We start from the raw sequence: 23,981 nt of genomic DNA, 5'->3' as shown, positions 1-23,981 counted from the left end.
TATCCAGAATCGTATACGATCTGGACGCAGTGGGAAAGGGTCAGTACCCGTCGCCGCGGCTCGCGTCGCTCCGACCGTCGATGAAGCGCTCCGCCAACTGCTCGGATGCGCGGGCGAGGAGCGACACGTCCGCACCGACGAGGACGAAGGACGCCCCGCGGTCGAGGTAGTGCTCAGCCACGACGGGGTCGAAGGCGTTCACGCCGGCCGGCTTCCCCGCGGCGGCGGCGGCATCGAGCACCCGCTCGACGGCGCTGACCACGGTGGGGTGCCCCTGCTGACCGAGCAGTCCGAGCGACGCCGAGAGGTCGGCCGGACCGACGAACACCGCGTCCACGCCGTCGACCGCGAGGATGTCCTCGACCTGCTCGACCGCCTCCGCCGACTCGATCTGCACCGTGAGCGACACCGAATCGTTCGCCTGCGCGAGGTAGTCGTCGATCCGGTTCCAGCGGGAGGACCTCGCGAGCGCGCTGCCGACCCCACGGACGCCCTGAGGCGGGTACCTCACGGCCTGCACGAGCGCCGCCGCCTGCTCGGCCGACGACACCATGGGCACGATGAGGTTCTGCGCCCCGAGGTCGAGCACCTGCTTGATGACGACCGCGTCGCCGAACGGCACCCGCACCAGTGGACACACCGGGAAGGCGGCGACCACCTGCAGCTGCAGTTGGATGCTCTCCAGGGTGTTCGCCGAGTGCTCGCCGTCGATGAGGAGCAGGTCGAGGCCGCTGCCCGCAGCGATCTCCGCCGCGATCGGGCTCCCCGACACCACCCACATCCCGGCGAGGGGGCGATCCGCGGTGCGCAGGCGCTCGCCGAAGGTCGGCGGCAGGGTCATTCGAATCGGCATGTCACGGCTCCCAGTCCCTGGTATTCGGCGTGGACGGTGTCGCCCCGTTCGACCCACATCGGTCTCGTGAACGACCCCGACAGGATGATCTCCCCGGCGGCGAGACTCCCGCCGTGCTGGGCGAGCTTGCCCGCGAGCCACGCGACGCCGAGTGCCGGGTGCCCGAGGACGGCGCCGGCGACCCCTGACTCCTCGATGGTCTCGTTGCGGTAGAGCAGGGCCGAGGCCCATCGCGGGTCGATCGCGTCGGGGCGGACGGGCGTTCCGCCGAGCACCATGGCGCCGAGGGCCGCGTTGTCGGCGATGGTGTCGACGATCGTGCGACCGTCGAGTTCGATGTGGGAGTTGAGGACCTCGAGCGCGGGGACGATGTGGTCGGTCGCGTCGAGCACCTCGAAGATCGTGCAGTGCGGGCCCTGCAGCGGGCGTCCGAGGACGAACGCCAGCTCGACCTCCACGCGGACGTTGGAGTAGGCGTCGAAGTCGAGCGTCGCGCCCGAGTCGAAGACCTGGTCGTCGAGGATGACGCCGTAGTCGGGTTCGGTGATCCCGGTGGCCTGCTGCATCGCCTTCGAGGTGAGGCCGATCTTGTGGCCGACGACGCGCCGACCGGCGGCGATGCGGCGTTCGGCCCACAGCGCCTGCACGGCGTAGGAGTCCTCGACGGTCATGTCCGGGTGCCGGGTGGTGAGGAGGGGGATGACGCTCCGCTCCTCGTGCGCCACCGCCAGTTCGTCGGCGATCGCCTGTCGTTCGTGATCCTGCATCGCGTCCCGTCCTCATCTGCGTCGACTGCGGCCTGCGATCACGATACGGTTCGTCGTCGTCGACTGCCTCTTGCGCGGTGAGCATGATTGTATACGATGTGGTGTACATTCTGGCGGTCCAATGGCGGGCCGCGACGGACAAAGGGGTCTCGAGACAATGACAACCGCATCACTGGCGCGAGCGACGACGCCCGCGGAACTCCGGCGCGTGGCCTTCGCCACCGTCATCGGCACCACGGTCGAGTGGTACGACTTCTTCCTCTACGCGAGCGCCGCCGGACTCGTCTTCTCGCAGCTCTTCTTCCAACCGGCAGGACCGCAGGCCGCGCTGTTGCTGTCGTTCGCGACCGTCGGTGTGAGCTTCCTGTTCCGGCCGCTCGGCGCGTTCGTCGCCGGGCACTTCGGCGATCGCATCGGCCGGAAGAAGATGCTCGTCATCACGCTCTTCCTCATGGGAGCTGCCACGACGCTCATCGGTCTGCTGCCGACCTACGACCAGATCGGGATCATCGCCCCCGCCCTGCTCGTGTTCCTCCGAATCCTGCAGGGGCTGTCGACCGGCGGGGAGTGGGGCGGCGCCGTCCTCATGGCCGTCGAGCACGCGCCCACCGGCCGCCGCGGTCGGTTCGGGGCGTTCCCGCAGATCGGCGTCCCGATCGGACTCCTCCTCGCCTCCGGCATGCTCGCCCTCATGACGGGCGTGATCTCGCCCGGCGCGGCGTTCCTCGAATGGGGCTGGCGGATCCCGTTCCTGCTGAGCTTCGTCCTGATCATCGTCGGTTACGTCGTGCGACGGAAGGTCGACGAGAGCCCCGTCTTCGTCGCCCTCGCCCGCAACAAGGAGCGTCGCCGGGTCCCGATCGTCGAGCTCTTCCGGCACCACTGGCTGCTCGTGCTGCTCGCGGCGCTCACCTTCGCCGGCAACAACGCCGCCGGCTACATGACGACGGGCGGCTACATCCAGAACTACGCGACGACGCCGCTCGCCGACGGTGGCCTGGTGGGCATGGAGCGGACGCCGGTGCTGCTCGCGGTGACCGGGTCGGCCATCGTCTGGCTGATCGTCACGTGGTTCGCGGGTTCGCTCTCCGACCGGATCGGCCGACGCAACACCTACATCATCGGCTGGGTCGCGTTCCTGGCAACCGTCTTCCTGCTCTTCCCGCTCGTCAACACCGGTGACCCGTGGCTGTTGTTCCTCGGGCTCGCGCTGTTCACGATCGGCAACGGCTTCACCTACGGGCCGCAGGCGGCGTACTTCGCCGAGCTGTTCCCCGCGTCGATCCGCTACACGGGCGTCTCGGTCACCTACGCGATCGGCGCCATCCTCGGCGGAGCGTTCGCCCCGACGATCGCGACCTGGCTGGTGCAGGTCACGGGGTCGTCGACGAGTGTCGCGTTCTACATCGCCGGCATGATCGTCATCGCCTTCGCGGCGACCCTCCTCCTGCGCGACCGCACGGGCATCCCGCTCGGTGGCGAAGCGGAGGGCGAACAAAGCCGTGGTCAGGTCTACGGCGCGCGGAGGTAGGCGCGGTCAGACCGACGACGCGATGGTCGCGGCCCCCTCGATGAGGCGGGCCGCGATCTCGGTTTCGGGGCGGCTGCTGGAGACGTAGACGACCGCGAGGGCGCCTGCCGGCGAGCCGTGCACAGCGAGTGGAACCGCGACGGCGCGGAGACCGGAGATGACCTCGTCGTGGCTCGACGCCCAGCCGTGTTCGCGGACCGCTGCCAGCTCGCCGCGGTGGTCGTCGTCGAGGGTGTCCGGCCACTGCGCCTCGGAGAGGCGGGACGCGATCGCCTTGCCGGGCGCGCCGACGCCGACCGGGTGCCGGGTGCCTGGCCGCTGCGCGATCGACCCCATCGTGTGCCGTGGCTCGACGCTGACGAGCGTGACGATCTCATCGCCGTCCAGCACGGTGAGGAAGCAGGTCATGCCGAGCTCGTTCGCGATGGCCGTCAGCTCGGGTAGGGCGGCGGCCTGCAGGTCGTGGGAGACGCCGGCGGCGAGGGCTGCCAGGCGCGATCCGAGTGCGATCCGTCCCGCGCCGTCGCGGACGACCAGGCGGTGGTCTTCGAGCGTGCGCAGCAGCCGGTAGGTGACACTGCGGTGCAGGCCGAGCGTCGCGCTCAGGGTGTCGATCGTGAGCGGGGTGCGCGTGTCGGCCAGGACCTCGAGGATCCGGATGCCGCGCGAGAGCGTCTGGGAGTGGGCGCTGCTGGCATCGGTCACGCTCCGACAGTACCGACTGACGGCTCGCGCGCCCGGAGTTCCGGTGCCTCAGTCGTCGATCGGGTAGGCGACGAAGGCGAACCGAGAGCTGTCGGGGGACCAGCTGTTCACGTTGAGGGTGCCCTGCCCGCCGAATAGCGGGTAGCGACGGAGCGGGGTCGCCCAGTCGTCGGTCGAGACGAGCCGGACCTCGACGTCGAGGTCGGCCGGGTGCCCGATCGTGCCGGCGGGGAAGGCGATGTACGAGGCCAGTCGGGCGTCGGGGGAGAGGTGCGGGAACCAGTCGACGGTGTCGCTCACGACGAGCTGCTCGAGCTCGCCGCCGGCGTCGGGGATCCGTGCGAGTTGCGCATGGCCGGGGCCGGTGCCGAAGTGTTCCGTGTTGCAGAGCAGCCACCGGCCGTCGGGCGACCACTCCGGGCCGTCGAGGTGGCCGTCGCCCGTGTCGAGGACGGTGACGGGGCCGCCGCCCTCGACCGCCGGAGCGATCGCGAGCCGACCGGGGTGCTCGAAGCCTTCGAGCTCGACGTACGCGATCCGCGTGCCGTCCGGGGAGACGCCGTGGAGGAAGTGCCACCGGTCGTCGTCGGCGGTGAGCTTCGTGACCGGCCCGCCGGTGATGGCGCCGCGGTAGATGTGACCGTCCATCGCTGAGAGGAGGATGTGCTCGCCGTCGGGGTCGAGGACGTGGTCGTTGTTGAGTTCGGGGAGGCCGAGGAACTCGATCGGCGCGAGCCCGGCGGCCGGATCGTCGACCGGGAGCGCCCAGAGCCGCCCGTTGCCGTTGAGGAGCAGCGTCCGGCCGTCGAGCGACCAGTTCGGTGCTTCGACGAGGAGCTCGTCGGTCTCGAAGAGGAGCACGGGCGCATCATCGTGCGGCCCGCCGAGCAGGATGCTGGAACGCTGGCCGGGGGCGAGGGCGCGGAAGGTCATGCGCCCATCGTCCTCTAGTCCGTCGTGATCCGGGAGGATCGTTCCTCCCGGATCAGGATCCGACGACTACTTGACGAGCGCGAACCCCGCGGTCCAGGAGATCTTCTCCGAGGCCGCCAGCGTGAGCTGCAGGAAGCCGATCGCCTCGAGTTCGTGGGCGCGCTTCAGCGACCCGGCGTCGACGGCCTCGAGACCACCGGCGGTCACGAGCTGCTGGAGGGCGGCCTTGGCGTCGGCGTCGTCCCCGGCGATGAGGACCGTGGTGGCCACGTCGCCGACCTGCTTCGATGCGAGGGTCGCGGCGAAGTTCGTGTTGAAGGCCTTGAGGACGTGGGAGCTCGGGAGCTTCGCCTGCAGTTCCGCTGCAGCCGAGCTGCCCGCGGGGACGGTGAGGGCGTCGAAGGTCGAGAAGTCCAGGGGGTTGGTGATGTCGACGACGACCTTGCCCGCGAGCTGGTCGGCGTACTGCTCGACGATCGACGCGAGGGCCGGGTGGGGGACGGCGAGGACGACGACGTCGCCGGTGATCGTGCCGGTCTCGGCCGACCCGAGGTGGTCGACGGAGGCGCCGCCCGCTGCGAGGACACCGGCGATGGCGGTGCCCATGTTGCCGGTTCCGAAGATGGTGACGTTCGTCATGACGATGCTCCTTCTCGTGGCCGCCTGGTCACGGGTCAATTGGTTGTTGGTACAACTAACGTAGCACCGGTTAGTTGTAGGCGCAACTATTGCTACGCTGGAGTCATGACCGAGACGCGATGGCTGAGCGACGACGAGCAACGCTCCTGGGTGCGCTTCGCCGCGGTGCTCGAACTCCTGCCGGCCGCCCTCGACCTCCAGCTCACGCGGGACCAACACCTGACGCACTTCGACTACTTCACGCTCGCGATGCTGTCCGAGACCCCGGGCCGCACGCTCCGCACCTCGGCGCTCGCCGCTCGGACGAACGCGACGCTGCCCCGCTTGTCGCGGGTGCTGACCCGCTTGGAGGAGGCCGGCTTCGTGGCGCGCACGCCGTGCCCGGAGGATCGACGGGCGACGAACGTGACGCTCACCGATGCGGGGTGGGACAAGGTCGTCCAGGCCGCACCGGGCCACGTCGAGCACGTGCGATCCCTGGTCCTCGACGCGCTGACGCCGGCCCAGATCGAGCAGCTCGGCGAGATCTCCGCCGCCCTCCTGACGAAGCTCGACCCAGACGGACGGATGTTCGCCAGCGAGGCCTGATCTCCGTCACCTGGGGGATTCGCGGCGCCCGAGGGCTGCGTAGCGTGGGGCTCGACGTCGCGGACACCACCGAGCACGACGCGGATCGGAGCGGATGATGACCGGATCGACGCAGCCCGAACCTGCACCATACGGGGACGAGGTGCCCCAGGACGGTCCCGCCGCAGCGGAGCCCGAATCGACGCCTCCGCCCACGTCACTCAACGGTGGGACGACCTCGGTCTGGTACTTCGTCGGTGCGACGTTCCTCTTCGCCGGGCCCCTGATCTTCGGTATCGACGACTTCGGATTCTTCCGGATCATCACCCTCGTCCTCGGGGCGGTCGTCATGGTCGCCGGGTTCGTCGTGCTGCGACGCGAGAGCGGCAAGCGGTCCTGAGAGCGCTGACGCCGGGTCGGTCCGCCGGCCGTTCAATCGGCGGGCCGTTCAGTCGGCGAGCCGTTCAGTCGGCGAGCCGTTCAGTCGGCGAGGAAGGCCCTGATGCCGTCGAGCAGGCGGTCGACGTCTTCGTCCGAGGTGTACGGGGCGACGCCGACGCGGAGGCCTCCGACGTCGTCGAGGCCCAGCGCCGCGAACGGCTCGACCGCGTAGAACGAGCCTGCCGGTGCGAGGACGTCGCGTGCGGCGAGGAAGGCGGCCGCATCGGCTGCACGCCTGCCCGGGAACGTCATGAACAGCGTCGCCGTGCGCTCTGCGGCCCGCGAGTGCAGCTCGACGAGCGGGCCGAGCTCCGCGAGGGCATCCTCGATGCGGGTGCGCAGCGCGAGTTCCCGTTCGTGGACGGCTGCGGCGGAGGCCACCAGCCGGTCACGCCTCGTCGTGGCGTCACCGGGGTCGATCGACGCGAGCACGCCGATGGCCGCCGTCACGCCGGCCATGAGCTCGTAGGGCAGCGTGCCGAACTCGAAGCGCTCCGGCACCACGTTCGTCGACGGCAGCAGCTTGTCCGGGTGGATCGACTCGAGCAGCGCCGGCGACGCGGCGAGGACACCGCAGTGCGGCCCGAAGAACTTGTACGGCGAGCAGACGAAGAAGTCCGCGCCGAGGGCCGCGACGTCGACGACGTGATGAGCCGTGTAATGGACGCCGTCGACCCAGACGAGTGCGCCGACCGCGTGCGCCCGATCGGCGATCGTCCGCACCGGCGGGATGGTGCCGAGGAGGTTCGACGCAGCGGTCACGGCGACGAGCCTCGTGCGTTCGGTGACGAGGTCGTCGAGGTCGGCGAGGTCGAGCTCGCCCGTCGCCGGGTCCAGGTCGATCCAGCGCACGGTCGCGCCCGTGCGATCCGCCGCCTGCACCCACGGGCGCACGTTCGCGTCGTGGTCGAGTCGGGACAGGACGATCTGGTCGCCGGCGATCCAGCCGCGCGACAGATGCCTGGAGAAGTCGTACGTGAGCTGGGTCGCGCTGCGACCGTAGACGATGCCCCGCTCCTCTGCGGCGAGCAGGTCGGCGCACGCGGCGCGGAAAGCGGTCACGGCGTCGTCCGCCCGGCGCTCGGACGCGACCGACGAACCCCGGTTGGACAGTGGCCCGGTGAGGGTGTCGAGGATGGCCTGACCGACGGCGAGCGGCGTCTGGGTGCCGCCGGGGCCGTCGAAGTGGGCGATGCCCGAGGCGAGGGACGGGAACGCGGTGCGGAGGAGGGCGACGTCGAGGGTCATACGTCCATCCTGCCGCGCCGGGAGCCAGAACGTGCGGATCGGGGGAGCGAGCGCGCCATCGCTTGATACAGTGCCGGTGTGTCCATGCTCATCGCTCCGCCCCGTGTCGGGCGTCTGGAGGTCGTCGGCGTCCGCAACGCCGGCCCGAGAGAGCAGCGCACCCGGTCGACCACCTCGCCCACCCGGTGAGGACGTCGGCTTCGTCGATCGCGCTCGTCCGAGCGACGACGACGGGGCCGCGCACCCTGACGTACCCGCCGCAGCGCATCGACGCGCGGAGGGCCTCCCGCCGTCGCCACGACGGCCCAGCCGAAACCGGTGAACCCATGATCCCCCTGAACGAATCCCAGATCCGTACCTCCTTCGTCAACGCATCGCGCAAGGAGGTCAGTGACGTGAGCCTTCCCGTCGACCTCGACATGCTCGACTTCGAGGTGCGTGACTTCCTCGGCTGGCGCGACAAGAAGCTGCCGCGACGCGCGTACGTGGTCACGATCGTCGACGGCGAACCCGTCGGCATCCTCCTCCGACAGGCCGACGCGACACCCCGCACCCGGCCGCAGTGCGCGTGGTGCCAGGACATCACGCTCAGCAACGACGTCGTGTTCTACAGCGCGAAGCGGGCCGGGCAGGCCGGCAAGAACGGTGACACCGTCGGCACGCTCGTCTGCGCCGACTTCCAGTGCTCGGCCAACGTTCGGAAGCTGCCACCGCTCGCCTACGTCGGTTTCGACGCCGAGGCGGCCCGCCAGGAGCGCATCGCGACGCTCGGCGTCCGTGCCGCCTCCTTCGCCTCCTCGGTCCTGAACGGCGTCGGTTGACCCACTGAGTCGCCCGGATCTGCACGAATTGCGGCCGGCTCCGCGCAGATTCGGGCGACTCGGTCTGGTGCTCCGTGGTTGGATCGATGCATGGGCGAGCACAGGGGTCACGAGCACCGACGTCAGCGGACGCTCACCACCAGCGGATGGCACGACTTCTGGGCGAAGGGTGGTATCGGCCGGGCGTTCCTGTTGGCCATCGTCTACCTCGCCCTGTACCTCGGGGCCGGCTGGGTCGTCGGGCAGCTCTTCACATCGCAGATCGGCGAGGACCTCTTCGCGACCCCGCAGAGCGTGTTCTTCGGGCTCATGCTGCCGCTCATCATCGGCTCCGTCCTTCTGGCCGGCTTCGTCCTCTCGGTCGGCTGGTTCCGGGAGCTCTTCGCGAAGCAGCCGATCCGCGGACGCTGGTGGATGTGGGCCGCTCCGATCGTGATCCTCGCCGCGGTCGTCCTGCGGTTGCTCGGCATCGACTACGGGAGCTACGAGGGTTCCGTGGTCGTGGTCGCGATGCTGTCCGGCGTGTTCATCGGGTTCGCCGAGGAGATCCTGACCCGCGGACTGGTCGTGAAGATGCTGCGCGACGCCGGGAGTTCGGAGTGGATCGTCATGGTGGTCTCCTCGCTGATCTTCGCGCTGCTGCACGCCTCCAACCTGCTCTCGGGCCAACCGCTCGTGACGGTGCTCGTGACCGTCGTCTACACCTTCGGGTTCGGCGTGTGCATGTACCTGACGCTCCGGGTGACCGGCAACCTCATCTGGCCGATCCTCGTCCACGGCCTCTACGACCCGACGCTCTTCCTCTCGACCGGTGGGATCGACCACGCGGGAGCCGCCGCCGGTCAGAGCATGTTCCTGGCGATCGCCGGTCCGGCCAACCTGCTCATCATGCTCGTGGCCGTGATCGGCTTGATCTTCGTCCGTGGGCACGTGCAGGCCCACCCGGCCGACGACGTGCTGCGGCCGTAGGCCGAACGGGTCTCGTCGACCGGCCGCGAGTACGCTCGGACGGATGACCACCGCGCGGCAGTACCCGGCGACGATCGCCGCGCCGGTCGAGCACGAACTCGTGATCAAGAAGTCGCGCTTCCTCGGCCTCGCCCACCCGGTCGCGTCGCCGGAGGACGCCGAAGCGGTCATCGCGCGGGTGAAGAAGCAGGCGTGGGACGCACGACACCACTGCGTCGCGATGGTCACCGGGCTGCTCGGCGACCAGGCCCGCTCGTCCGACGACGGTGAACCGTCCGGCACGGCGGGGATGCCGATCCTCGAGGTCATCCGGCGGCGCGAGCTGACCGACGTGGTCGTCGTCGTCACGCGGTACTTCGGCGGCGTCAAGCTCGGGGCCGGTGGGCTCGTCCGCGCGTACTCCTCGGCGGCCTCCGAGACGCTCGACCTCGCCTCGCTCGTGCGCCGTGAGACCCTGACCCGTGCGACCCTCGTCGTCCCCCACGCCGACGCCGGGCGGTACGACAACCTGCTGCGCGATTGGTCCGCTACCCACGGTGCGACGCTCGGTGAGCCGGTCTACGGGGCGCAGGCGGAGTTGGAACTGTGGGTGCCGCCGGCGGAGCTCGAGCGGCTCCAAGCGGACGTCGCTTCGGCCTCCAACGGTTCGCTCGCCGTGGCCGTCGGGGAGGAGCGCGTCGTCGACGTCCCCGACGGCTGACCTCGCTGAGTCGCCCGGATCTGCGCGAAATCCGCCGGATTCTGAACAGATCCGGGCGACTCGCAGGAACGGGCGATCCCGATAGGGTCGGACCATGCACACCGACGTGACCCGCATCGACGGGCTTCCCGACCTCGCCTGGACCTCGACCCGCGGAATCGCATCGTTCGACGCCGATGCCGGAGCGCTCACCCTCACCTCCGCCGCCGGCGTCGACTGGAGCAACAGCTCGCTCGGTGGGCCGCGTGAGTTGCGTGCCACGGCGCTCGCCTTCGACGCACCCGAACACTTCACGCTCTCGGCGCGGATCGCGGTCGTGAGCGAGCGCAGCACCTTCGACGCCGGTGCCCTCGCACTCTGGATCGACGACGAGCACTGGGCCAAGCTCTGCTTCGAGCAGTCGCCGCAGGGGCAGGCGATGGTGGTGAGCGTCGTGACGAACACCTGGTCGGACGACGTGAACTCGACGCACGTCGCGGCCGACCACGTGTGGATGCGCGTCAGTCGTCTCGGCGAGGCATGGGCGTTCCACAGCTCGACCGACGGTGTCACGTGGGACTTCGTCCGGGTCTTCCGCCTGCACAGCGACGCCCCGGTGCGCGTCGGCTTCCTTTCGCAGGCGCCGCTCGGTCCGCCCTGCGAGGCGCGGTTCCACGAGATCGCCTTCGGTGTGGAACCCCCGTCGGACCTCCGCGACGGGAGCTAGTCGTCCTCGACCGGTGCGACCGCGAATCCGGAGTTGACGTATCGGAACCTATCTTCCTATAGTGGCTCCATGGCACGCAGACGACCCGGCACGCTCTTCCCACTCGAGCTCGACATCCTCGACGTCGGCACCGTGTTGCAGGCGACCGATGGGAGCTTCTACGGGTTCGCCCTTGCCAAGCAGCTCGCCGAAGCCGGGGATGCCGCCCTCACTGCGCACGGCACGCTCTACAAGGCCCTGTCGCGGATGGCGGACGCCGGCCTGATCGAGGCGACGTGGGAGGCTCCGGAGGTCGCCGAGGCGGAGGGCCGCCCCCGTCGACGGCTGTATCGGATCACGGGCGAAGGCGCGACGGCCCGGGATCGTGAGCACGCGAGGATCGCCGGTGAGCAGGCCTCCGCGGCGAGGCCGGCGGGTGCGGCGTGGACGCAGGGGGCGATCGCATGACCGCCATCCGGACGCCTGAATACCGCACGGCCGCCCACCGCGTCCTGAACTGGTGCGGGTGGTACACCCGAGACCTCTCGCCCGACGTCGCCGGGGAGCGCCGCGACGAGATCGCCTCCGACCTGCACGAGCACGCCATCTGGGCCCAGGAGACGGGCGTCACGCCACAGCGGCTCCGGCGCGACATCATGCTGCGGGCCATCCGCGGGATCCCGCACGACCTCTCGTGGCGCTCCGGGCAATTGCGCGCGGGCCACGGCGTCGATCCGATGCCGCTCGGCATGCGGCGGGCCGGCGACGTCCTCGCAGCCCTCGTGGTGACCGGCGGCGTCCTGGTCACCGGAGCAGCGCTGTTCCTCCTCGTCCGGATCCTGCGTGCACTCGTGATCGGCGACGTCGTCGAGGTGCCGGCGGGCGCGCTCGGTGTGGCGATCGCCGCAGTCCTGGGCATCGTGGGGCTCGTGCTGTCGCTGCGGCGACCCAGTCGATGGCTCGGCGCGGGGCTGCTGGCGCCCGCAGCGGTCCTCGTCGGCGTGCTCGCGGGCGGCATCATGTACCGCGTCAGCGCGACCGGCGTGCTCATCGTGTCCCGGTTGAGCTCGCACGGCGCCGGATTCGAACCGTGGTGGGTGATGAGCGTGGCGATCGGGGTCGGGGCGGCACTCGGGTTCGTCGGAGCCGCGGTGTGGTGGTGGCCTGGGGGTCGCCGAACGACGGAACGGGACGCACCGGCGTCGGTGCAGGGGGAGACGGTATGAGCGGCAGCGAGATCCACGACGGGCCGGAGGCGGCGCAGGAGGCGGCACCCGTCCGCCGGAGTCCTGGAATGCTCCGACGACGGATCGGGCTCGGCATCGCGATGAGCGGGGTGCTCGCGGTGGCGGCAGGCGGGGTGTTCATCGGGGTGTCGAACGCCCAGGCGGCGGCCGACGATGCGCGCTCGATCGAGACGGTGGCCCAGGCTGCGGCGTCGCTGGACGAACTCCCACCCGTCGAACCCGTGGATCCCGCAGCGACGCCGGAGGCCGGCGAACCCGTCTCGCCGGCGGCCGGCGTCGACTACTCCCGGACGCCGGAAGGATGGTTCGACGCCACGACCGACCCGGCGTCCATCGTGATCCCGCCGACCAACGATTGGGGCGAGGCGAATACCGGGATCTGGGAGGCGCAGCAGCAGATCATCGCGAAGTGCATGGCTGATCAGGGGTTCTGGTACGCGTGGACGAACAATCGTGCGCTGCTCGACCCCGAACGGCGAACGATGGTCCTCTCGGAGGACGGCCCGGCGGCCGAGTTGGCGGAGTACGGCGACACCCCGCTCGGCGACGCCTACGACTGGACTCGTGCAGGGTGCCACGGCTACGCCGTCCACGTCACCGGAATGGACGACGCCAACTGACGGAGCCTGCGTCCGACGCCGGTGCTAGCGTCGCCCGCATGAGAATCCTGTTGATCGGAGCCAGTGGACATGTCGGACGAGCGGCGCAGGACGCCCTCGCGGAACGTCACGAGGTGACCGCGGTGTCCCGCTCGACGGCGCCTGCCGTCGACACCACCGACGAGGCGTCGATCGAGGCGCTGTTCGCCGAGGTGGGCGAGGTCGACGCGGTGATCGTCGCCGTCGGCTCGGTCCCGTTCAAGCCCGTGGGGGAGCTGACGCGCGACGACTACCGCGCGGCCTTCCTCGGCAAGGTGCTCAGCCAGCTCGACGTCGTGCGGATCGGGACGCCGTTCGTCCGCGACGGCGGCTCCTTCACGCTCACGACCGGCATCCTCGCCCGCGAGCCGATCGCGACCGGTGCGGCGGCCTCGATGGCCAACGGAGCGGTCGAGTCCTTCGTGATCGGTGCCGCCCCAGAACTCCCGCGCGGCATCCGCATCAACGCGGTGAGCCCGACCGTGCTGGCCGAGGCGACCGGGTACCACGACGCGTTCCCCGGCTTCCCGCCCGTCGCGTCCGACGTGGTCGGCCTCGCCTTCGTGCGCGCGGTCGAGGGTGTCGGCACCGGTCGGGTGCTCGCGGTCGACTGAGCCGTCCCGGCACTCCCGAGGGGAGGCATGTCGTCGTCCAGCCGCGTGCTGAGCGACGATCCGCCTCCCCTCAGTCGCGCTCTCGACGCGGCCGACACCCAGCGCTAGGGTCGGCACATGACCCGCTTCCTGCTGAGCATCGCCGTCAGCCTGCTGTCCTCGGCCATAGGGCTGCTCGTCGCCGACTGGGTCGTACCCGGCGTCCGCCTGTCGCTCGGCGGCTTCGTCATCGCCGTCGTCGTCTTCACGATCGCGCAGGGCGTCCTCGGGCCCTTCATCCTGCGCCTCGCACGGCGCTACGCCTCAGCGATCCTCGGCGGCATCGGACTCGTGACGACGCTCGTGTCGTTGTTCGTCGCGTCGATCCTCCCCGGTGGCCTCCACATCCGCGGTGTCCTCGCCTGGGTGCTCGCTCCGCTGGTGGTGTGGCTGGTCACGGCGCTCGGGAGCTGGATCCTCGGCTGGGCGCTCATCACGCGACGGTTCGGCGACCGGGATCGCGATCGAGGCGGCAAGCGCACGAAGGGGTAGGCGGCGACGGAGCCCGGAGGGGATCAGCGGCCGGCGGCCAAGGCGGCTGCCAGCTCGACGCGGCTCGCCACGCCGAGCTTCCGCAGGGCGTTCGCGATGTGGAACTTCACGGTGTTCTCGCTGATGGTGAGGGTCTCGGCGATCGCCCGGTTCCGTGCTCCTCCGGCGGCCAGCTCGGCGACGCTCCATTCGCGGTCGGTCAACGCGGCGGCCGCCGAGTCGGAACGTGTCTGGGCTGCGGGCGGTGGGTCGAGCGGAAGCGTCACGTGCAGTTCCGAGCCCCACCCGGGCGTCGCCTGGACATCGAGACTGCCGCGGAGTGCGGCGACGCGAGCGCCGAGCTGCTGCACACTCGGGGTGTCGACGGTCAACTCGCCGGGGCCGTCGTCGCGGATGCCGATGAGCAGGTTGCTGCCGTCGCAGTCCCACTGCACCCGGACCCGCCCGACCGAGGACTGCTCGACGAGCGCGAGGACCGTGCCGCGGACGATCGCCCGGCCGGCGTGCGCCACTTCACCGGGGAGTGCCCGACCGTCGACGGGCGGCTCGATGAACTGGACCTCGGGACCGCCGAAGCGGGCCAGCGGACGGAGATCCTCGCGGAGTCTGGCGAAGGCGCGCGCGACCGGTTCCTCGGCCAGCTGGCGGTCGCGGTCGGACACCGCCCGCAGCTCGACCATCGCGGCCGAGGCGATCTCGGTCACCGCCGTTCGGGCGTCCTCCGCCGACGTCTGCCGTGACCGGGTGACGGCGAGGATCGACTCCAGTGTCGTCGCATGGGCGTCGGTGAGTTCCGCGATGGCGCCGGCCCGCTCGCTCGACGCCGCCCGCGAGTCACGGAGGTAGTCGGGGGCCGCCGTCGCGACCTGCTGCCGGATACCGGCCGCGACGACCTCCCACAGGGCGCCGATGAGCCGGTCGTCGATCGGCCCCTGTGGGTCGGTCAGGACGAGGAGGGCACCGGTGTCGGCCAGCCACGCGGCGATCGGACGTTCCGCGCCTGCGATCACGGCCGACGTCGGCCGGTCGGCGTGTGGGTCGGCATCGGCGGTCACAGCGGTGGCCGGGCCGCGCGGCGTGCGCTGTCGGACCGCGTCGAGCTCGGCGATCGTGACGCCCTCGACGATCGCGGGGTCGCCGGCCTTCTTCCGGGGGCGGCCGGTGCAGTCCTCGGTGAAGATCACGAGCGCGGAATGGGCGACGACCGGCTCGAGGACCTCCCGGAACGCACCGGCGATGCGCAGCAGCGAGCTGGATGCGACGGAGGCCAGGCCGTCGAGCAGCTCGACCGGGTAGGTGACAGCATGTTCGGTCATGTCCGCACCCTATCCCATCGGTCCACACCCACCCGTTCGGGTAGGTCGAACCGTTCGGGTGAGCAGCGGTGCACCTACCCGATCACGCCCAGGATGGAGGGATGTCGAACCCCACCGTCCCTCCATCCACGTCGGTGACGCCTGCGACCTCGACAGTCCAAGGGGCGCTCGCCGCGATCGACGCCGAGCTGCATCGCACCGTGTCGAGCCTGCTGGAGGCCGATCCGGCGTCGTTCGCCGGTGCACTCGACCGCCTGCGAACGGCGGACCGCGTGTTCGTGTCCGGTGCCGGGCGTTCCGGTCTCGCGCTCCGGATGACCGCGATGCGGCTCATGCACCTCGGGCTCACCGTCCACGTCGTCGGCGAGACGACCACCCCCGCCATCGTCGCGGGTGACGTCATCCTCGTCGCCAGCGGCTCCGGCACGACGACGGGTGTGGTCCGCGCCGCGGAAACGGCCGTCTCCGTCGGGGCCCAGGTGATCGCCATCACGACCGACACCGCGTCTCCGCTCGCCGAGCTGGCCGCCGAGACGATCGTCGTCCCCGCCGCGCAGAAGACCGACCACGGCGGCACGCGTTCCGTGCAGTACTCGGGCAGCCTCTTCGAGCAGGCGGTCATGCTGCTCGGCGACGCGTTCTTCCATGCGCTCTGGCGGTCAGCGGGCGTCAGCGCTGAGCAGTTGTGGCCGCGCCACGCGAATCTCGAGTAGTCACCCGATCCCTTTCAACGCGCCCGGCAGACGTCGGACGCCTCCCATCACGACAGAAAGCAGCACCACATGAAGCTCCAGGTAGCCATGGACGTCCTCACCACCGAGGCAGCCCTCGAACTCGCCGGGAAGGTCGCGCCCTACGTCGACATCCTCGAGCTCGGCACACCCCTCATCAAGAGCGAGGGCCTGCGTGCCGTCACCGCGGTCAAGGACGCCCACCCCGACAAGATCGTGTTCGCCGACCTCAAGACCATGGACGCCGGTGAGCTCGAAGCCGACATCGCCTTCTCGGCCGGTGCGGACATCGTCACCGTCCTCGGGACCGCCGGTGACAGCACGATCGTCGGCGCCGTGAAGGCCGCGAAGGCGCACGGCAAGTCCGTCGTCGTCGACCTCATCGGGGTCGCCGACAAGGTGCAGCGCGCCAAGGAGGTCACTGCTCTCGGCGCCGCGTTCGTCGAGATGCACGCCGGTCTCGACGAGCAGGCGGAGGAGGGCTTCACCTTCCAGACGCTCCTGTCCGACGGTGAAGCGGCCGCGGTGCCGTTCTCGGTCGCCGGTGGCGTGAACGTGTCGACGATCGCGTCGGTGCAGCAGGCGGGCGCGCAGGTCGCGGTCGCCGGTGGTGCGATCTACTCGGCCAACGACCCGGCGGCGTCCGCGGCAGCGCTCCGCGCGGCAATCGTCGCCTAACCCCCTCCGCCAACCCCGCACGTCGGGTTGGCCAGCGCTGTGCGCTGACGTGAGCGCGGTGCATCGGACGTGAGCGCGGGTCTCCAGAGACCCGCGCTCACGGCTCCGGGGCGCGCTCGGGTCAGCGCACCGCGCTGGCGTCTCGGGTGGGTCGGCCGGGTGAAGTCCGAACATCGGACGGGATTCGGGTGCGACGCGGCATACTAGGCGGATCACCACGCGACGCTCGTCGGATGAGCGCGCGGCCGAGTACCCGGAGGATCCGCCGATGACGACCGATTCCAGCCCAGAGCAACCCATCGCACAGACGACCTCGGGAGCGGTTCGCGGCGCGCGCCGCGCCGACGGGTCGGTCGCCTTCCTCGGCATCCCGTTCGCCGAGCCGCCGATCGGAGCGAGACGGTTCCAGGCCCCGGAGCCCAAGGCGCCTTGGCACGGTGTCCTCGACGCGACCGCTTACGGTGCGACACCGCAGCGGAAGGCCATGGCCGAGATCACGACGATCCCGGAACCGTCGATCCCCGGCGACTCGACGCTCAACGTCAACGTCTTCACACCCGACCCGACTCCGACCGACGAGGGCGCCGGCCTGCCCGTCCTCGTGTGGATCCACGGCGGCGGCTTCATCGCCGGGTCGCCCGCGAGCCCCTGGTACGACGGCCGGGCCTTCAACCGCGACGGCGTCGTCACGGTCTCGGTGTCCTACCGCCTCGGCTTCGACGGCTTCGGCTGGCTGCCCGACGCCCCCGCCAACCGCGGTGTGCTCGACTGGATCCTCGCGCTCGAGTGGGTGCGCGACAACATCGCGGCGTTCGGCGGCGACCCGCAGCGCGTCACGATCGCCGGCCAGTCCGCCGGCGGCGGGTCCGTCATGACCCTGCTCACGGTCCCGTCAGCCAGGCACCTGTTCGAGCGGGCGATCTCGGTGTCCGGAGTCCCCGGTGATGTCCCGCTCGTCGAGGCGCAGGCCCTGACCGCGCGACTCGCCGAGCACCTCGGGGTGCCCGCGACCCTGGCCGGCTTCGCGAGCGTCCCGGAGGCGTCGCTGATCGAGGCCCAGGGCTTCGAGGTCGTCCCCGGTGGGGCGACCGATCCGGAGTCCGTGCTCCGAGGGATGACGACGATGAACGGCCGCCTCGGGCTCGGGCCGGTGGTCGACGGCGAGCTGGTCGTCGACACCGTCGAAGCCGGCATGATCGCGGGACGAGGTGCGGACAAGCCGTTGCTCGTCAGCGCGACCCGAGAGGAGTTCGCCGGGTTCTTCACCGGTCGGCTCGACGAGTTCGACGCCGTGACGCCGACGCGTGCCCTCGAGCTCATGGGTGTGCCGGAGCCGCTCGCCGAGGCGTACGTCGCGACCCAGCCCGGCGAACGCACGGGACTCGTCGCGGGTCGCTTCGTGAGCGACGTCATGTTCCGGGAGCGCGTCATCCGCTGGCTGGCGCTGCGGGACGACGCCGAGACCTGGGTCTCCGACTTCGTGTGGCGCTCGGCGGTGAGCGGGATAGCGGAGCACTGCCTCGACGTCCCGTTCATCTTCGACGTGCTCGACGACCCGGACGTCACCCGGGTGGCGGGCCCGCACGCGCCGCAGGAGCTGGCTGATCGGGTCCACGGTGCCGTCGTGGCGTTCGTCCGAGACGGGTCACCGGGCTGGTCGAGGTCCGACCGCGACGCCTCCGGGATCGAGGTGTTCGACGCGGCCGGGGCACCGACGGTCGAACCGTTCGCGAGTGCGCGCGTCCTCGCAGCGGCGAAGCGACTCGCGGAAGCGGCATCGACGACGGCATCGACACCGTCCTGACGGACCCGGGCACCCGGCTCGTAGGACGAATCGGACCGTTCTGCCAGGGGGTGTGGCTGTGAGGCGTCCCGCGTTACCGTCGGGACACGAGGAAAGGAATCAGCATGAGCGACCCACGAGACGAGATGGACGACCCGATCGGCGACGCGCAGGAGGCGATCTCCCGATCGCTGCCCGACAACGCTCCCGAGAGCGACGATCCGATGGCGGCACCGACGGTCGACGAGCCGGGCTCCGAGCCCGGTGACGGTGACCCCGCCGACCAGCCGGGCCTCCTCTAGCGCGGCTCGCCCGGGACGGTCTTCGGCTCGGGAATCCCTGGTCAGCGCGGTGCTGTCGACCGAGCTGTGGTGAACCGGTGTCAGCGCGGTGCGCTCGTCCGAACACCCGGGATCAGGCCTGAGCGCGGTCCATGCGCGTGAGCGCGACCCTCCGGAGACCCGCGCTCACGCGTGCGGTCCGCGCTCGCGTCAGCGCACCGCGCTGGCACACACCGACACGGTGGAAGGCGGAGGTGTGCAACGCGGGGGCGCTCCGCGCGCGTAGCGGAACGACTTCGGACGATGTCAACCCCCGCGACGGAATGGTCGTGCCCCCATACGGTGGACGGAGTTCTGCGAAAGGAGCTTCACCATGAACATCCTGCTCATCATCGTCATCGTCGTTGCCATCGTTCTCGCCATCACCGGTGGGTTCGTCCAGTCCCTCAACTTCCTGCTGTGGGTCGGCCTCGTGCTGCTCGCGATCGCGATCATCGCGTTCCTGATCAGGACGATTACGGGTCGTAAGGCGCTCTAACTCGAATTCGAGTCCACGAAGCGGTCGGTCCCTCCGGGGGCCGGCCGCTTCGCTGTGTCCGGGCGGGATCCGAGCCCTACCGCAATGACGGATCGACGCTCGTCCGTCGGAGCACCGCATCGGCGAAGGCCCCGAACAACCGCTCGCCGGCTTCGCGCATCGGCCCTGCCACGGCGGCGACCTCGGACCGCAGCCGGTCGGCCGCCTCCTCCGCGGTCCCGGCGATGAACGGCAGGTCGCGGAGCATGAGCGGTTCCGCGAGCCATCGGTCGAGCATCGGCGGGTCGACCTCGAGGTGGAACTGCGTCGCGAAGACCCGGTCCTCGATCCGGAACGCCTGGTTCGGCGTCGACGGTGACGACGCGAGGACCGTCGCCCCATGCGGCGCCTCGACGACGTCGCCATGCCAGTGCAGCACCGGTAGCCGCTCTCCGCGCATGCCGAGTTCGCTCTCGGTCAGGAGTTCGACGTCGCCGACACCCACTTCATGCGCCGCCGCCGAGTGGAGGGTGGCGCCGAGGGCCGTCGCGATGAGCTGGTGCCCGAGGCAGATCCCGAACACCGGGATGCCGAGTACCGCCGCATCGCGCACGAGCTGCGCTTCGAGCCCGAGACCCGGGTGCTCCTCCACGTCGAGCGCGCCCATCGGGCCACCGAGGAGGACGAGCCCGTCGAACCCGGTGATCTCGCGCGCCGGCGGCAGCTCACGGCGCTCGACGACCGTGTCCAGCGTCCAATCGATCCCCGATGCCGTCAGCACCTCGCCGAGCACCGCCGGTCGCTCCCAGGGGACGTGCTGCAGGATGAGGACGTGCGGTCTGGTCATCGGAGGCCTCCAGGTCGCTGGGGCGGCGCGACCGGTCTCCGCCGGGTCGCGGAGGTCGTCACCGTGGGAGCATCGTAGCGAATCCGGGCGCCGCCACCGGCCCGAGGCTTCAGGCTCCCGGCCGATACACTGTCACCGTGCTGCTCTCGGACCGTGACATCAAAGCCGAACTCGACGCCTCCCGCATCGCGCTCGACCCCTACTCGCCGGAGATGATCCAGCCGTCGTCCATCGACGTGCGCCTCGATCGCTTCTTCCGCCTCTTCGACAACCACAAGTACCCCTTCATCGATCCCGCGGAGGATCAGCCGGAGCTGACGCGCCTCATCGAGACGCTGCCGAACGAGCCGTTCATCCTGCACCCCGGCGAGTTCGTCCTGGGGTCCACGTACGAGCGGGTGTCCCTCCCGGACGACGTCGCCGCACGCCTCGAGGGCAAGAGTTCGCTCGGTCGTCTCGGTCTCCTCACGCACTCGACCGCCGGCTTCATCGACCCGGGCTTCACAGGCCATGTCACCCTCGAGCTCAGCAACGTCGCGACGCTGCCGATCAAGCTCTGGCCGGGGATGAAGATCGGTCAGATGTGCTTCTTCCGGCTCACGTCACCGGCCGAGCGCCCGTACGGGTCGAGCGAGTACAGTTCCAGGTATCAGGGACAGCGCGGACCCACCGCCTCCCGTTCCTTCCAGAACTTCCACCGGACCGACGTCGGCGAGACGCAGCGCTGACGCAGGACTGAGGCGGGCGTCCCGACGACGGGCGAGCAGGTGGACCAGCAGAAAGGCCCCGCCATGAGCACGTCAGAGCGACCCGACTTCGCCCGCGCGATCACCGCCGACGGGCCGACGCCGCTCTACCCGCGTCGCATGGTCCGGTTCGGCCAGTTCGTCGGGTCCTGGGACGTCCACTCGAAGCGCCTCGACGACGAGAGCGGCGAGTGGGTCGAGTCCGACTTCCGCTGGATCGTGTCGTACATTCTCGAGGGGCGTGCCGTGCAGGACGTCCAGCTCGTCGCGAACGACGCCGAACCGTCTGGCTGGGAGACGGTCAGCACGGCTCTCCGCGTGTACGACCGGTTGATGGGCGCCTGGCGCGTGAACTACGTCGAGCCACGGCGCGGCGAGTTCTGCCAGCTCGTCGCGACGCCGCACCGCTCCGACGGCATCCGCCAGGACGGCACGCGGAACGACGACAAGCTCATCCGGTGGAACTTCAGCGGCATCACCGAGGACTCGTACACCTGGGAGAGCTGGGTGTCCGACGACGAGGGCGCGACCTGGTGGCTGCAGGAGCACAACGAGGGTCGCCGCATCGCCTGAGTGGCTCCGTCTCCACCGCGACACTCAGGTGTCGGTGCGCGCCAGGCGCTCCAGGAACGACGCCAGCTGCTCGCGCTCGGCCGTGGAGAAGCCGTCGAGGATGCGCTCCTCGGCGGCGAGGTGATCGGGCAGGGCCGCTTCGACGAGGCGCTTGCCGGCCGGGGTGAGGGCGACGACCGTGCCGCGCCCGTCCTGCTCGCTCGGACGGCGCGTCACGAGACCGCGCTCGACGAGCTTGTTCACGCGCTGGGCGATCGCACTCGACGTCACCATCGACCAGTGGGCGAGGTCCTTCGGCGCGAGTTCGTGCGGTGAGCCCGAGCGGAGGAGGGTCGCGAGCACGTCGAACGACGCGCTGTCGAGCCCGTGCTCGGCGAAGGTCGTGGACAGCCGTGCGTCCACCGCCGTCGCGGCCCGTGACAGGCGTCCGATGACGGCCATGGGCGCGACGTCGAGATCGGGTCGCTCGGTCCGCCACTGGCCCAGGATGTCGTCGACGCGCGTGCTCATCCGGCCAGCATAGCGATTTGCTTAGCGCTGAGCTATTATTGCTCAGTGCTTAGCAATCAACTCCGCATCGCCGCCGTCACCGCCATCGCCCCGATCAGCTGGGGGACGACCTACCTCGTCACGAGCGAACTGCTCCCGCCCGGACGACCGCTGCTGGCAGCCGTGCTCCGGGCGTTGCCCGCCGGACTCCTGCTCCTCGCGATCACACGAACCCTCCCGGTCGGTGGCTGGTGGTGGCGATCGCTCGTGCTCGGCACGCTCAACATCGGTGCCTTCTTCGCGTTCCTCTTCCTCGCCGCCTACCGACTGCCCGGCGGGGTCGCCGCGACCATGGGGGCGATCGGCCCGGTGCTCGTCGCCGTGCTCGCGAGCCTGCTGGTGGGGGAGACGTTGACCGTGCGCCGGGTCGTCGCGGGATTCGCCGGAGTGGCCGGCGTCGCGCTGATCGTGCTGCAGGCCGACGCCCGCCTCGACGCGGTCGGCGTCGTCGCCGCACTCGCCGGTGCTGCATCGATGTCGCTCGGATCGGTGCTGAGCAAGCGGTGGGGGAGACCGGAGGTCGGTCGCCGGATCGGCACGCGCCGGCGCACGAGCCCGGACCTCGACCCGAACGCCGGCAGCGGCGCACCGGTCTCCGGCCTCGCATCGACCGCCTGGCAGCTCGTCGCCGGCGGCATCGTGCTCGCGCCGGTGCTGCTCGTCGTCGAGGGGCTCCCATCGGCCGCCCCGGACGCAGCTGCGATCGGCGGGTACGCCTACCTCTCCCTCGTGGGCACAGCCCTCGCCTACACCCTGTGGTTCCGTGGCATCGCCGCGCTCCCCGTGTCGTCGGTGTCGTTCCTCGGTCTCCTGAGTCCCGTCGTCGCTGTTCTGGCAGGCCTCGTGGTCCTCGGCGAGGCACTGAGCCTCGGACAAGTGCTCGGGATCGGGGTCGTCGCCGGCTCCCTCATCCTGGTCTTCACCGCGAGACGGCCCCGGGCCATACTGAGCGCATGAGATTCCGCACCGTCATCGAACTCCAGGGCAACAACACCGGCATCCTCGTCCCCGACGCCGTCGTCGAGGGCCTGGATCGTGGCAAGCGCGTGCCCGTCGTCGTCACCGTCGGTGCGACCACCTACCGCAGCACCATCACGCCGATGGGCGGCCGGTATCTGATCGCGCTGAGCGCCGCCAACCGCGCCGCTGCCGGGGTCGCGGGAGGGGACGAGGTCGAGGTGGACCTCGAGCTCGACGAGGCACCGCGCGTGTTCCCGTTGCCGCCCGAGCTCGAGACGGCGCTCGCGGGAGACGAGCAGGCGCTCGCCGCCTACGGAGCCCTGTCGTTCAGCCGCCAGCGCGCGCTGGCCGAGCCGGTCGCGCTGGCGAAGACGGATGCGACGCGCGACAAGCGGATCGCCGCGGCCGTCGACGCACTCCGCGGCGCCTGACCTCGCTCAGTCGCCTGAATCTGCTCGAAGACCGGGACGATCCGTGCAGATCCGGGCGCCTCAGCGGGCCGTGGACTCCGCGAGCAGCGGCACGACGAGCGGCAGCTGGAGCGTCAGCCACGGGCTGAACGCGAAGGGTGCCTGCTCGACGGACGCCAAGAGCGATTCGGGCTCGGCCCAGGCCCACTCCATGACCTCGTCGGGGTTCGGCTCGGGCGTCGCGTCCGTGTAGGCGACGTAGACCGGGCATATCTCGTACTCGACCACGCCCGAGGCATCGACGGCGCGATACCGGAAGTCGGGCAGCACCAGTTCCGGCGCGGAGATCGGCAGGCCCAGTTCGGCACTCGCCCGACGCAGCACAGCGTCCACGCCGTCCTCGTCCGGGCCGGGGTGTCCGCAGAACGAGTTCGTCCAGACGCCCGGCCACGTGAGCTTCGAGAGCGCGCGCCGGGTCACGAGGATGCGTCCGTCGGGCCCGATGACGTGGCAGGAGAACGCGAGGTGGAGTGGCGTCTCCAGCGTGTGGACGGTCGCCTTCGGCGTGGTGCCGATGCGGGTGCCGTCCTCGGCGAGCAGGACGACGAGTTCTTCGGGTACCGACATACGTCCATTCTCCCCGACGATCGGGGCGAACGCGAATGGACAGCTAGCGTACTAATCTCACCGCTCCGTGAAGT

At 70.4% G+C, this 23,981-nt stretch carries 31 protein-coding genes; 21 read left to right on the top strand and 10 right to left on the bottom strand.

The genetic code is table 11. From position 1 onward, the window contains the following. Nucleotides 1-40 precede the first annotated feature (40 nt). Nucleotides 41-853 carry an HpcH/HpaI aldolase family protein gene (locus QRN44_RS05390; RefSeq protein ID WP_121291405.1) on the bottom strand — a complete coding sequence of 271 codons (813 nt, stop codon included), beginning with the start codon at nt 851-853 and terminating at the stop codon, nt 41-43. Then, nucleotides 838-1,620, bottom strand: a complete 783-nt coding sequence (locus QRN44_RS05385) for a 2-keto-4-pentenoate hydratase (RefSeq protein WP_121291407.1) — start codon at nt 1,618-1,620, stop codon at nt 838-840. The genes QRN44_RS05390 and QRN44_RS05385 overlap by 16 nt, the downstream gene beginning before the upstream one ends. Before the next feature lie 157 nt (nt 1,621-1,777). Between QRN44_RS05385 and QRN44_RS05380 the strand changes: the two genes are divergently transcribed. Then, the gene (locus QRN44_RS05380) at nt 1,778-3,151 is read left to right on the top strand and encodes an MFS transporter (RefSeq protein ID WP_121291409.1); all 1,374 of its coding nucleotides are present in this window, start codon (nt 1,778-1,780) and stop codon (nt 3,149-3,151) included. A gap of 6 nt (nt 3,152-3,157) precedes the next feature. Here the strand turns inward: QRN44_RS05380 and QRN44_RS05375 are convergent, their stop codons facing one another. The 3 genes from QRN44_RS05375 to QRN44_RS05365 all read right to left on the bottom strand — a co-directional run bounded on the left by QRN44_RS05375 (nt 3,158) and on the right by QRN44_RS05365 (nt 5,428). Then, nucleotides 3,158-3,856: an IclR family transcriptional regulator gene (locus tag QRN44_RS05375; RefSeq protein ID WP_285038488.1), complete on the bottom strand. Its 699-nt coding sequence runs from the start codon at nt 3,854-3,856 to the stop codon at nt 3,158-3,160. A 48-nt stretch (nt 3,857-3,904) separates the two neighbouring features. Beyond that, entirely contained in the window at nt 3,905-4,789 is an 885-nt protein-coding gene (locus QRN44_RS05370; protein WP_121291413.1) for a TolB family protein, read from the bottom strand. A 66-nt stretch (nt 4,790-4,855) separates the two neighbouring features. Next, nucleotides 4,856-5,428, bottom strand: coding sequence for an NADPH-dependent F420 reductase (locus tag QRN44_RS05365; RefSeq protein ID WP_121291415.1), 573 nt, complete (start codon nt 5,426-5,428; stop codon nt 4,856-4,858). A gap of 105 nt (nt 5,429-5,533) precedes the next feature. Here QRN44_RS05365 and QRN44_RS05360 point away from each other — a divergent pair, with 105 nt between their 5' ends. Next, nucleotides 5,534-6,016 carry a MarR family winged helix-turn-helix transcriptional regulator gene (locus QRN44_RS05360; protein WP_121291417.1) on the top strand — a complete coding sequence of 161 codons (483 nt, stop codon included), beginning with the start codon at nt 5,534-5,536 and terminating at the stop codon, nt 6,014-6,016. A 97-nt stretch (nt 6,017-6,113) separates the two neighbouring features. After that, nucleotides 6,114-6,395 carry a hypothetical protein gene (locus QRN44_RS05355; protein WP_147427128.1) on the top strand — a complete coding sequence of 94 codons (282 nt, stop codon included), beginning with the start codon at nt 6,114-6,116 and terminating at the stop codon, nt 6,393-6,395. Between the two features lie 80 nt (nt 6,396-6,475). On the opposite strand, the gene QRN44_RS05350 is transcribed toward QRN44_RS05355, so the two are convergent. After that, nucleotides 6,476-7,684, bottom strand: a complete 1,209-nt coding sequence (locus tag QRN44_RS05350; protein ID WP_121291696.1) for a cysteine desulfurase-like protein — start codon at nt 7,682-7,684, stop codon at nt 6,476-6,478. Nucleotides 7,685-8,010: 326 nt separating this feature from the next. On the opposite strand from QRN44_RS05350, the gene QRN44_RS05345 reads away from it, so the two are divergent. The 9 genes from QRN44_RS05345 to QRN44_RS05305 all read left to right on the top strand — a co-directional run bounded on the left by QRN44_RS05345 (nt 8,011) and on the right by QRN44_RS05305 (nt 13,889). Next, complete coding sequence (locus QRN44_RS05345) at nt 8,011-8,505, top strand: FBP domain-containing protein (RefSeq protein ID WP_285038487.1); 495 nt, start codon at nt 8,011-8,013, stop codon at nt 8,503-8,505. 90 nt (nt 8,506-8,595) lie between these two features. Next, nucleotides 8,596-9,474, top strand: coding sequence for a CPBP family intramembrane glutamic endopeptidase (locus QRN44_RS05340; RefSeq protein WP_285038486.1), 879 nt, complete (start codon nt 8,596-8,598; stop codon nt 9,472-9,474). Between the two features lie 43 nt (nt 9,475-9,517). After that, nucleotides 9,518-10,174, top strand: a complete 657-nt coding sequence (locus QRN44_RS05335) for an IMPACT family protein (RefSeq protein WP_285038485.1) — start codon at nt 9,518-9,520, stop codon at nt 10,172-10,174. A 94-nt stretch (nt 10,175-10,268) separates the two neighbouring features. Continuing rightward, entirely contained in the window at nt 10,269-10,880 is a 612-nt protein-coding gene (locus QRN44_RS05330; RefSeq protein ID WP_285038484.1) for a DUF1349 domain-containing protein, read from the top strand. Nucleotides 10,881-10,949: 69 nt separating this feature from the next. After that, complete coding sequence (locus tag QRN44_RS05325; protein ID WP_079001210.1) at nt 10,950-11,327, top strand: PadR family transcriptional regulator; 378 nt, start codon at nt 10,950-10,952, stop codon at nt 11,325-11,327. Continuing rightward, nucleotides 11,324-12,085 (top strand): hypothetical protein, encoded by a 762-nt coding sequence (locus QRN44_RS05320; RefSeq protein ID WP_285038483.1) that lies wholly within the window; start codon nt 11,324-11,326, stop codon nt 12,083-12,085. The genes QRN44_RS05325 and QRN44_RS05320 overlap by 4 nt, the downstream gene beginning before the upstream one ends. Then, nucleotides 12,082-12,726, top strand: coding sequence for a hypothetical protein (locus QRN44_RS05315; RefSeq protein WP_285038482.1), 645 nt, complete (start codon nt 12,082-12,084; stop codon nt 12,724-12,726). Before QRN44_RS05320 ends, QRN44_RS05315 begins: the two co-directional genes overlap by 4 nt. A 38-nt stretch (nt 12,727-12,764) precedes the next feature. Next, nucleotides 12,765-13,358, top strand: coding sequence for a short chain dehydrogenase (locus QRN44_RS05310; RefSeq protein ID WP_285038481.1), 594 nt, complete (start codon nt 12,765-12,767; stop codon nt 13,356-13,358). A gap of 117 nt (nt 13,359-13,475) precedes the next feature. Beyond that, complete coding sequence (locus QRN44_RS05305) at nt 13,476-13,889, top strand: phage holin family protein (protein ID WP_285038480.1); 414 nt, start codon at nt 13,476-13,478, stop codon at nt 13,887-13,889. 23 nt (nt 13,890-13,912) lie between these two features. Here QRN44_RS05305 and QRN44_RS05300 read toward each other — a convergent pair whose 3' ends face one another. Beyond that, a complete protein-coding gene (locus QRN44_RS05300) occupies nt 13,913-15,205 on the bottom strand; it encodes a LuxR C-terminal-related transcriptional regulator (RefSeq protein ID WP_285038479.1) in 1,293 nt (430 codons plus the stop codon). Between the two features lie 101 nt (nt 15,206-15,306). Here QRN44_RS05300 and hxlB point away from each other — a divergent pair, with 101 nt between their 5' ends. From hxlB to QRN44_RS05275, 5 genes are all read left to right on the top strand, one after another. Continuing rightward, complete coding sequence (hxlB, locus tag QRN44_RS05295; protein WP_285038478.1) at nt 15,307-15,918, top strand: 6-phospho-3-hexuloisomerase; 612 nt, start codon at nt 15,307-15,309, stop codon at nt 15,916-15,918. Nucleotides 15,919-15,987: 69 nt separating this feature from the next. Further along, entirely contained in the window at nt 15,988-16,614 is a 627-nt protein-coding gene (gene hxlA / locus QRN44_RS05290) for a 3-hexulose-6-phosphate synthase (protein WP_285038477.1), read from the top strand. A gap of 268 nt (nt 16,615-16,882) precedes the next feature. Then, entirely contained in the window at nt 16,883-18,418 is a 1,536-nt protein-coding gene (locus tag QRN44_RS05285; protein ID WP_285038476.1) for a carboxylesterase/lipase family protein, read from the top strand. Between the two features lie 104 nt (nt 18,419-18,522). Continuing rightward, nucleotides 18,523-18,699, top strand: a complete 177-nt coding sequence (locus QRN44_RS05280) for a hypothetical protein (RefSeq protein ID WP_157583609.1) — start codon at nt 18,523-18,525, stop codon at nt 18,697-18,699. Between the two features lie 352 nt (nt 18,700-19,051). Next, nucleotides 19,052-19,216, top strand: a complete 165-nt coding sequence (locus QRN44_RS05275) for a hypothetical protein (RefSeq protein WP_162852292.1) — start codon at nt 19,052-19,054, stop codon at nt 19,214-19,216. 76 nt (nt 19,217-19,292) lie between these two features. Here the strand turns inward: QRN44_RS05275 and QRN44_RS05270 are convergent, their stop codons facing one another. Further along, nucleotides 19,293-20,042 carry a type 1 glutamine amidotransferase gene (locus QRN44_RS05270; protein ID WP_071261812.1) on the bottom strand — a complete coding sequence of 250 codons (750 nt, stop codon included), beginning with the start codon at nt 20,040-20,042 and terminating at the stop codon, nt 19,293-19,295. 137 nt (nt 20,043-20,179) lie between these two features. On the opposite strand from QRN44_RS05270, the gene dcd reads away from it, so the two are divergent. Both dcd and QRN44_RS05260 read left to right on the top strand, forming a co-directional pair. Beyond that, nucleotides 20,180-20,770 carry a dCTP deaminase gene (dcd, locus tag QRN44_RS05265; protein ID WP_056009122.1) on the top strand — a complete coding sequence of 197 codons (591 nt, stop codon included), beginning with the start codon at nt 20,180-20,182 and terminating at the stop codon, nt 20,768-20,770. Between the two features lie 63 nt (nt 20,771-20,833). Then, complete coding sequence (locus QRN44_RS05260) at nt 20,834-21,361, top strand: hypothetical protein (protein WP_064297128.1); 528 nt, start codon at nt 20,834-20,836, stop codon at nt 21,359-21,361. 24 nt (nt 21,362-21,385) lie between these two features. On the opposite strand, the gene QRN44_RS05255 is transcribed toward QRN44_RS05260, so the two are convergent. Next, nucleotides 21,386-21,871, bottom strand: a complete 486-nt coding sequence (locus QRN44_RS05255) for a MarR family winged helix-turn-helix transcriptional regulator (protein WP_285038475.1) — start codon at nt 21,869-21,871, stop codon at nt 21,386-21,388. A 45-nt stretch (nt 21,872-21,916) separates the two neighbouring features. Between QRN44_RS05255 and QRN44_RS05250 the strand changes: the two genes are divergently transcribed. Further along, a complete protein-coding gene (locus tag QRN44_RS05250) occupies nt 21,917-22,867 on the top strand; it encodes an EamA family transporter (protein ID WP_285038474.1) in 951 nt (316 codons plus the stop codon). After that, nucleotides 22,864-23,301: a YdeI/OmpD-associated family protein gene (locus tag QRN44_RS05245; RefSeq protein WP_071261816.1), complete on the top strand. Its 438-nt coding sequence runs from the start codon at nt 22,864-22,866 to the stop codon at nt 23,299-23,301. The genes QRN44_RS05250 and QRN44_RS05245 overlap by 4 nt, the downstream gene beginning before the upstream one ends. A gap of 60 nt (nt 23,302-23,361) precedes the next feature. Here the strand turns inward: QRN44_RS05245 and idi are convergent, their stop codons facing one another. Beyond that, a complete protein-coding gene (gene idi, locus QRN44_RS05240) occupies nt 23,362-23,907 on the bottom strand; it encodes an isopentenyl-diphosphate Delta-isomerase (RefSeq protein WP_285038473.1) in 546 nt (181 codons plus the stop codon). Nucleotides 23,908-23,981: the final 74 nt, after the last annotated feature.

Source organism: Plantibacter sp. lyk4-40-MEA-4, assembly GCF_030209415.1.
Taxonomy (GTDB): domain Bacteria; phylum Actinomycetota; class Actinomycetes; order Actinomycetales; family Microbacteriaceae; genus Plantibacter; species Plantibacter flavus_A.
The sequence above is the reverse complement of the archived record's forward strand: the minus strand, read 5'-3'. Positions and strand labels throughout refer to the sequence as shown.

Bases quoted from the DNA above. Each gene is read 5' to 3' on its own strand.
- QRN44_RS05390 (WP_121291405.1), bottom strand. From the start codon at position 853: ATGCCGATTCGAATGACCCTGCCGCCGACCTTCGGCGAGCGCCTGCGC.
- QRN44_RS05385 (WP_121291407.1), bottom strand. From the start codon at position 1,620: ATGCAGGATCACGAACGACAGGCGATCGCCGACGAACTGGCGGTGGCG.
- QRN44_RS05380 (WP_121291409.1), top strand. From the start codon at position 1,778: ATGACAACCGCATCACTGGCGCGAGCGACGACGCCCGCGGAACTCCGG.
- QRN44_RS05370 (WP_121291413.1), bottom strand. From the start codon at position 4,789: ATGACCTTCCGCGCCCTCGCCCCCGGCCAGCGTTCCAGCATCCTGCTC.
- QRN44_RS05365 (WP_121291415.1), bottom strand. From the start codon at position 5,428: ATGACGAACGTCACCATCTTCGGAACCGGCAACATGGGCACCGCCATC.
- QRN44_RS05360 (WP_121291417.1), top strand. From the start codon at position 5,534: ATGACCGAGACGCGATGGCTGAGCGACGACGAGCAACGCTCCTGGGTG.
- QRN44_RS05355 (WP_147427128.1), top strand. From the start codon at position 6,114: ATGACCGGATCGACGCAGCCCGAACCTGCACCATACGGGGACGAGGTG.
- QRN44_RS05350 (WP_121291696.1), bottom strand. From the start codon at position 7,684: ATGACCCTCGACGTCGCCCTCCTCCGCACCGCGTTCCCGTCCCTCGCC.
- QRN44_RS05345 (WP_285038487.1), top strand. From the start codon at position 8,011: ATGATCCCCCTGAACGAATCCCAGATCCGTACCTCCTTCGTCAACGCA.
- QRN44_RS05340 (WP_285038486.1), top strand. From the start codon at position 8,596: ATGGGCGAGCACAGGGGTCACGAGCACCGACGTCAGCGGACGCTCACC.
- QRN44_RS05335 (WP_285038485.1), top strand. From the start codon at position 9,518: ATGACCACCGCGCGGCAGTACCCGGCGACGATCGCCGCGCCGGTCGAG.
- QRN44_RS05330 (WP_285038484.1), top strand. From the start codon at position 10,269: ATGCACACCGACGTGACCCGCATCGACGGGCTTCCCGACCTCGCCTGG.
- QRN44_RS05325 (WP_079001210.1), top strand. From the start codon at position 10,950: ATGGCACGCAGACGACCCGGCACGCTCTTCCCACTCGAGCTCGACATC.
- QRN44_RS05320 (WP_285038483.1), top strand. From the start codon at position 11,324: ATGACCGCCATCCGGACGCCTGAATACCGCACGGCCGCCCACCGCGTC.
- QRN44_RS05315 (WP_285038482.1), top strand. From the start codon at position 12,082: ATGAGCGGCAGCGAGATCCACGACGGGCCGGAGGCGGCGCAGGAGGCG.
- QRN44_RS05310 (WP_285038481.1), top strand. From the start codon at position 12,765: ATGAGAATCCTGTTGATCGGAGCCAGTGGACATGTCGGACGAGCGGCG.
- QRN44_RS05305 (WP_285038480.1), top strand. From the start codon at position 13,476: ATGACCCGCTTCCTGCTGAGCATCGCCGTCAGCCTGCTGTCCTCGGCC.
- QRN44_RS05300 (WP_285038479.1), bottom strand. From the start codon at position 15,205: ATGACCGAACATGCTGTCACCTACCCGGTCGAGCTGCTCGACGGCCTG.
- hxlB (WP_285038478.1), top strand. From the start codon at position 15,307: ATGTCGAACCCCACCGTCCCTCCATCCACGTCGGTGACGCCTGCGACC.
- hxlA (WP_285038477.1), top strand. From the start codon at position 15,988: ATGAAGCTCCAGGTAGCCATGGACGTCCTCACCACCGAGGCAGCCCTC.
- QRN44_RS05285 (WP_285038476.1), top strand. From the start codon at position 16,883: ATGACGACCGATTCCAGCCCAGAGCAACCCATCGCACAGACGACCTCG.
- QRN44_RS05280 (WP_157583609.1), top strand. From the start codon at position 18,523: ATGAGCGACCCACGAGACGAGATGGACGACCCGATCGGCGACGCGCAG.
- QRN44_RS05275 (WP_162852292.1), top strand. From the start codon at position 19,052: ATGAACATCCTGCTCATCATCGTCATCGTCGTTGCCATCGTTCTCGCC.
- QRN44_RS05270 (WP_071261812.1), bottom strand. From the start codon at position 20,042: ATGACCAGACCGCACGTCCTCATCCTGCAGCACGTCCCCTGGGAGCGA.
- QRN44_RS05260 (WP_064297128.1), top strand. From the start codon at position 20,834: ATGAGCACGTCAGAGCGACCCGACTTCGCCCGCGCGATCACCGCCGAC.
- QRN44_RS05255 (WP_285038475.1), bottom strand. From the start codon at position 21,871: ATGAGCACGCGCGTCGACGACATCCTGGGCCAGTGGCGGACCGAGCGA.
- QRN44_RS05245 (WP_071261816.1), top strand. From the start codon at position 22,864: ATGAGATTCCGCACCGTCATCGAACTCCAGGGCAACAACACCGGCATC.
- idi (WP_285038473.1), bottom strand. From the start codon at position 23,907: ATGTCGGTACCCGAAGAACTCGTCGTCCTGCTCGCCGAGGACGGCACC.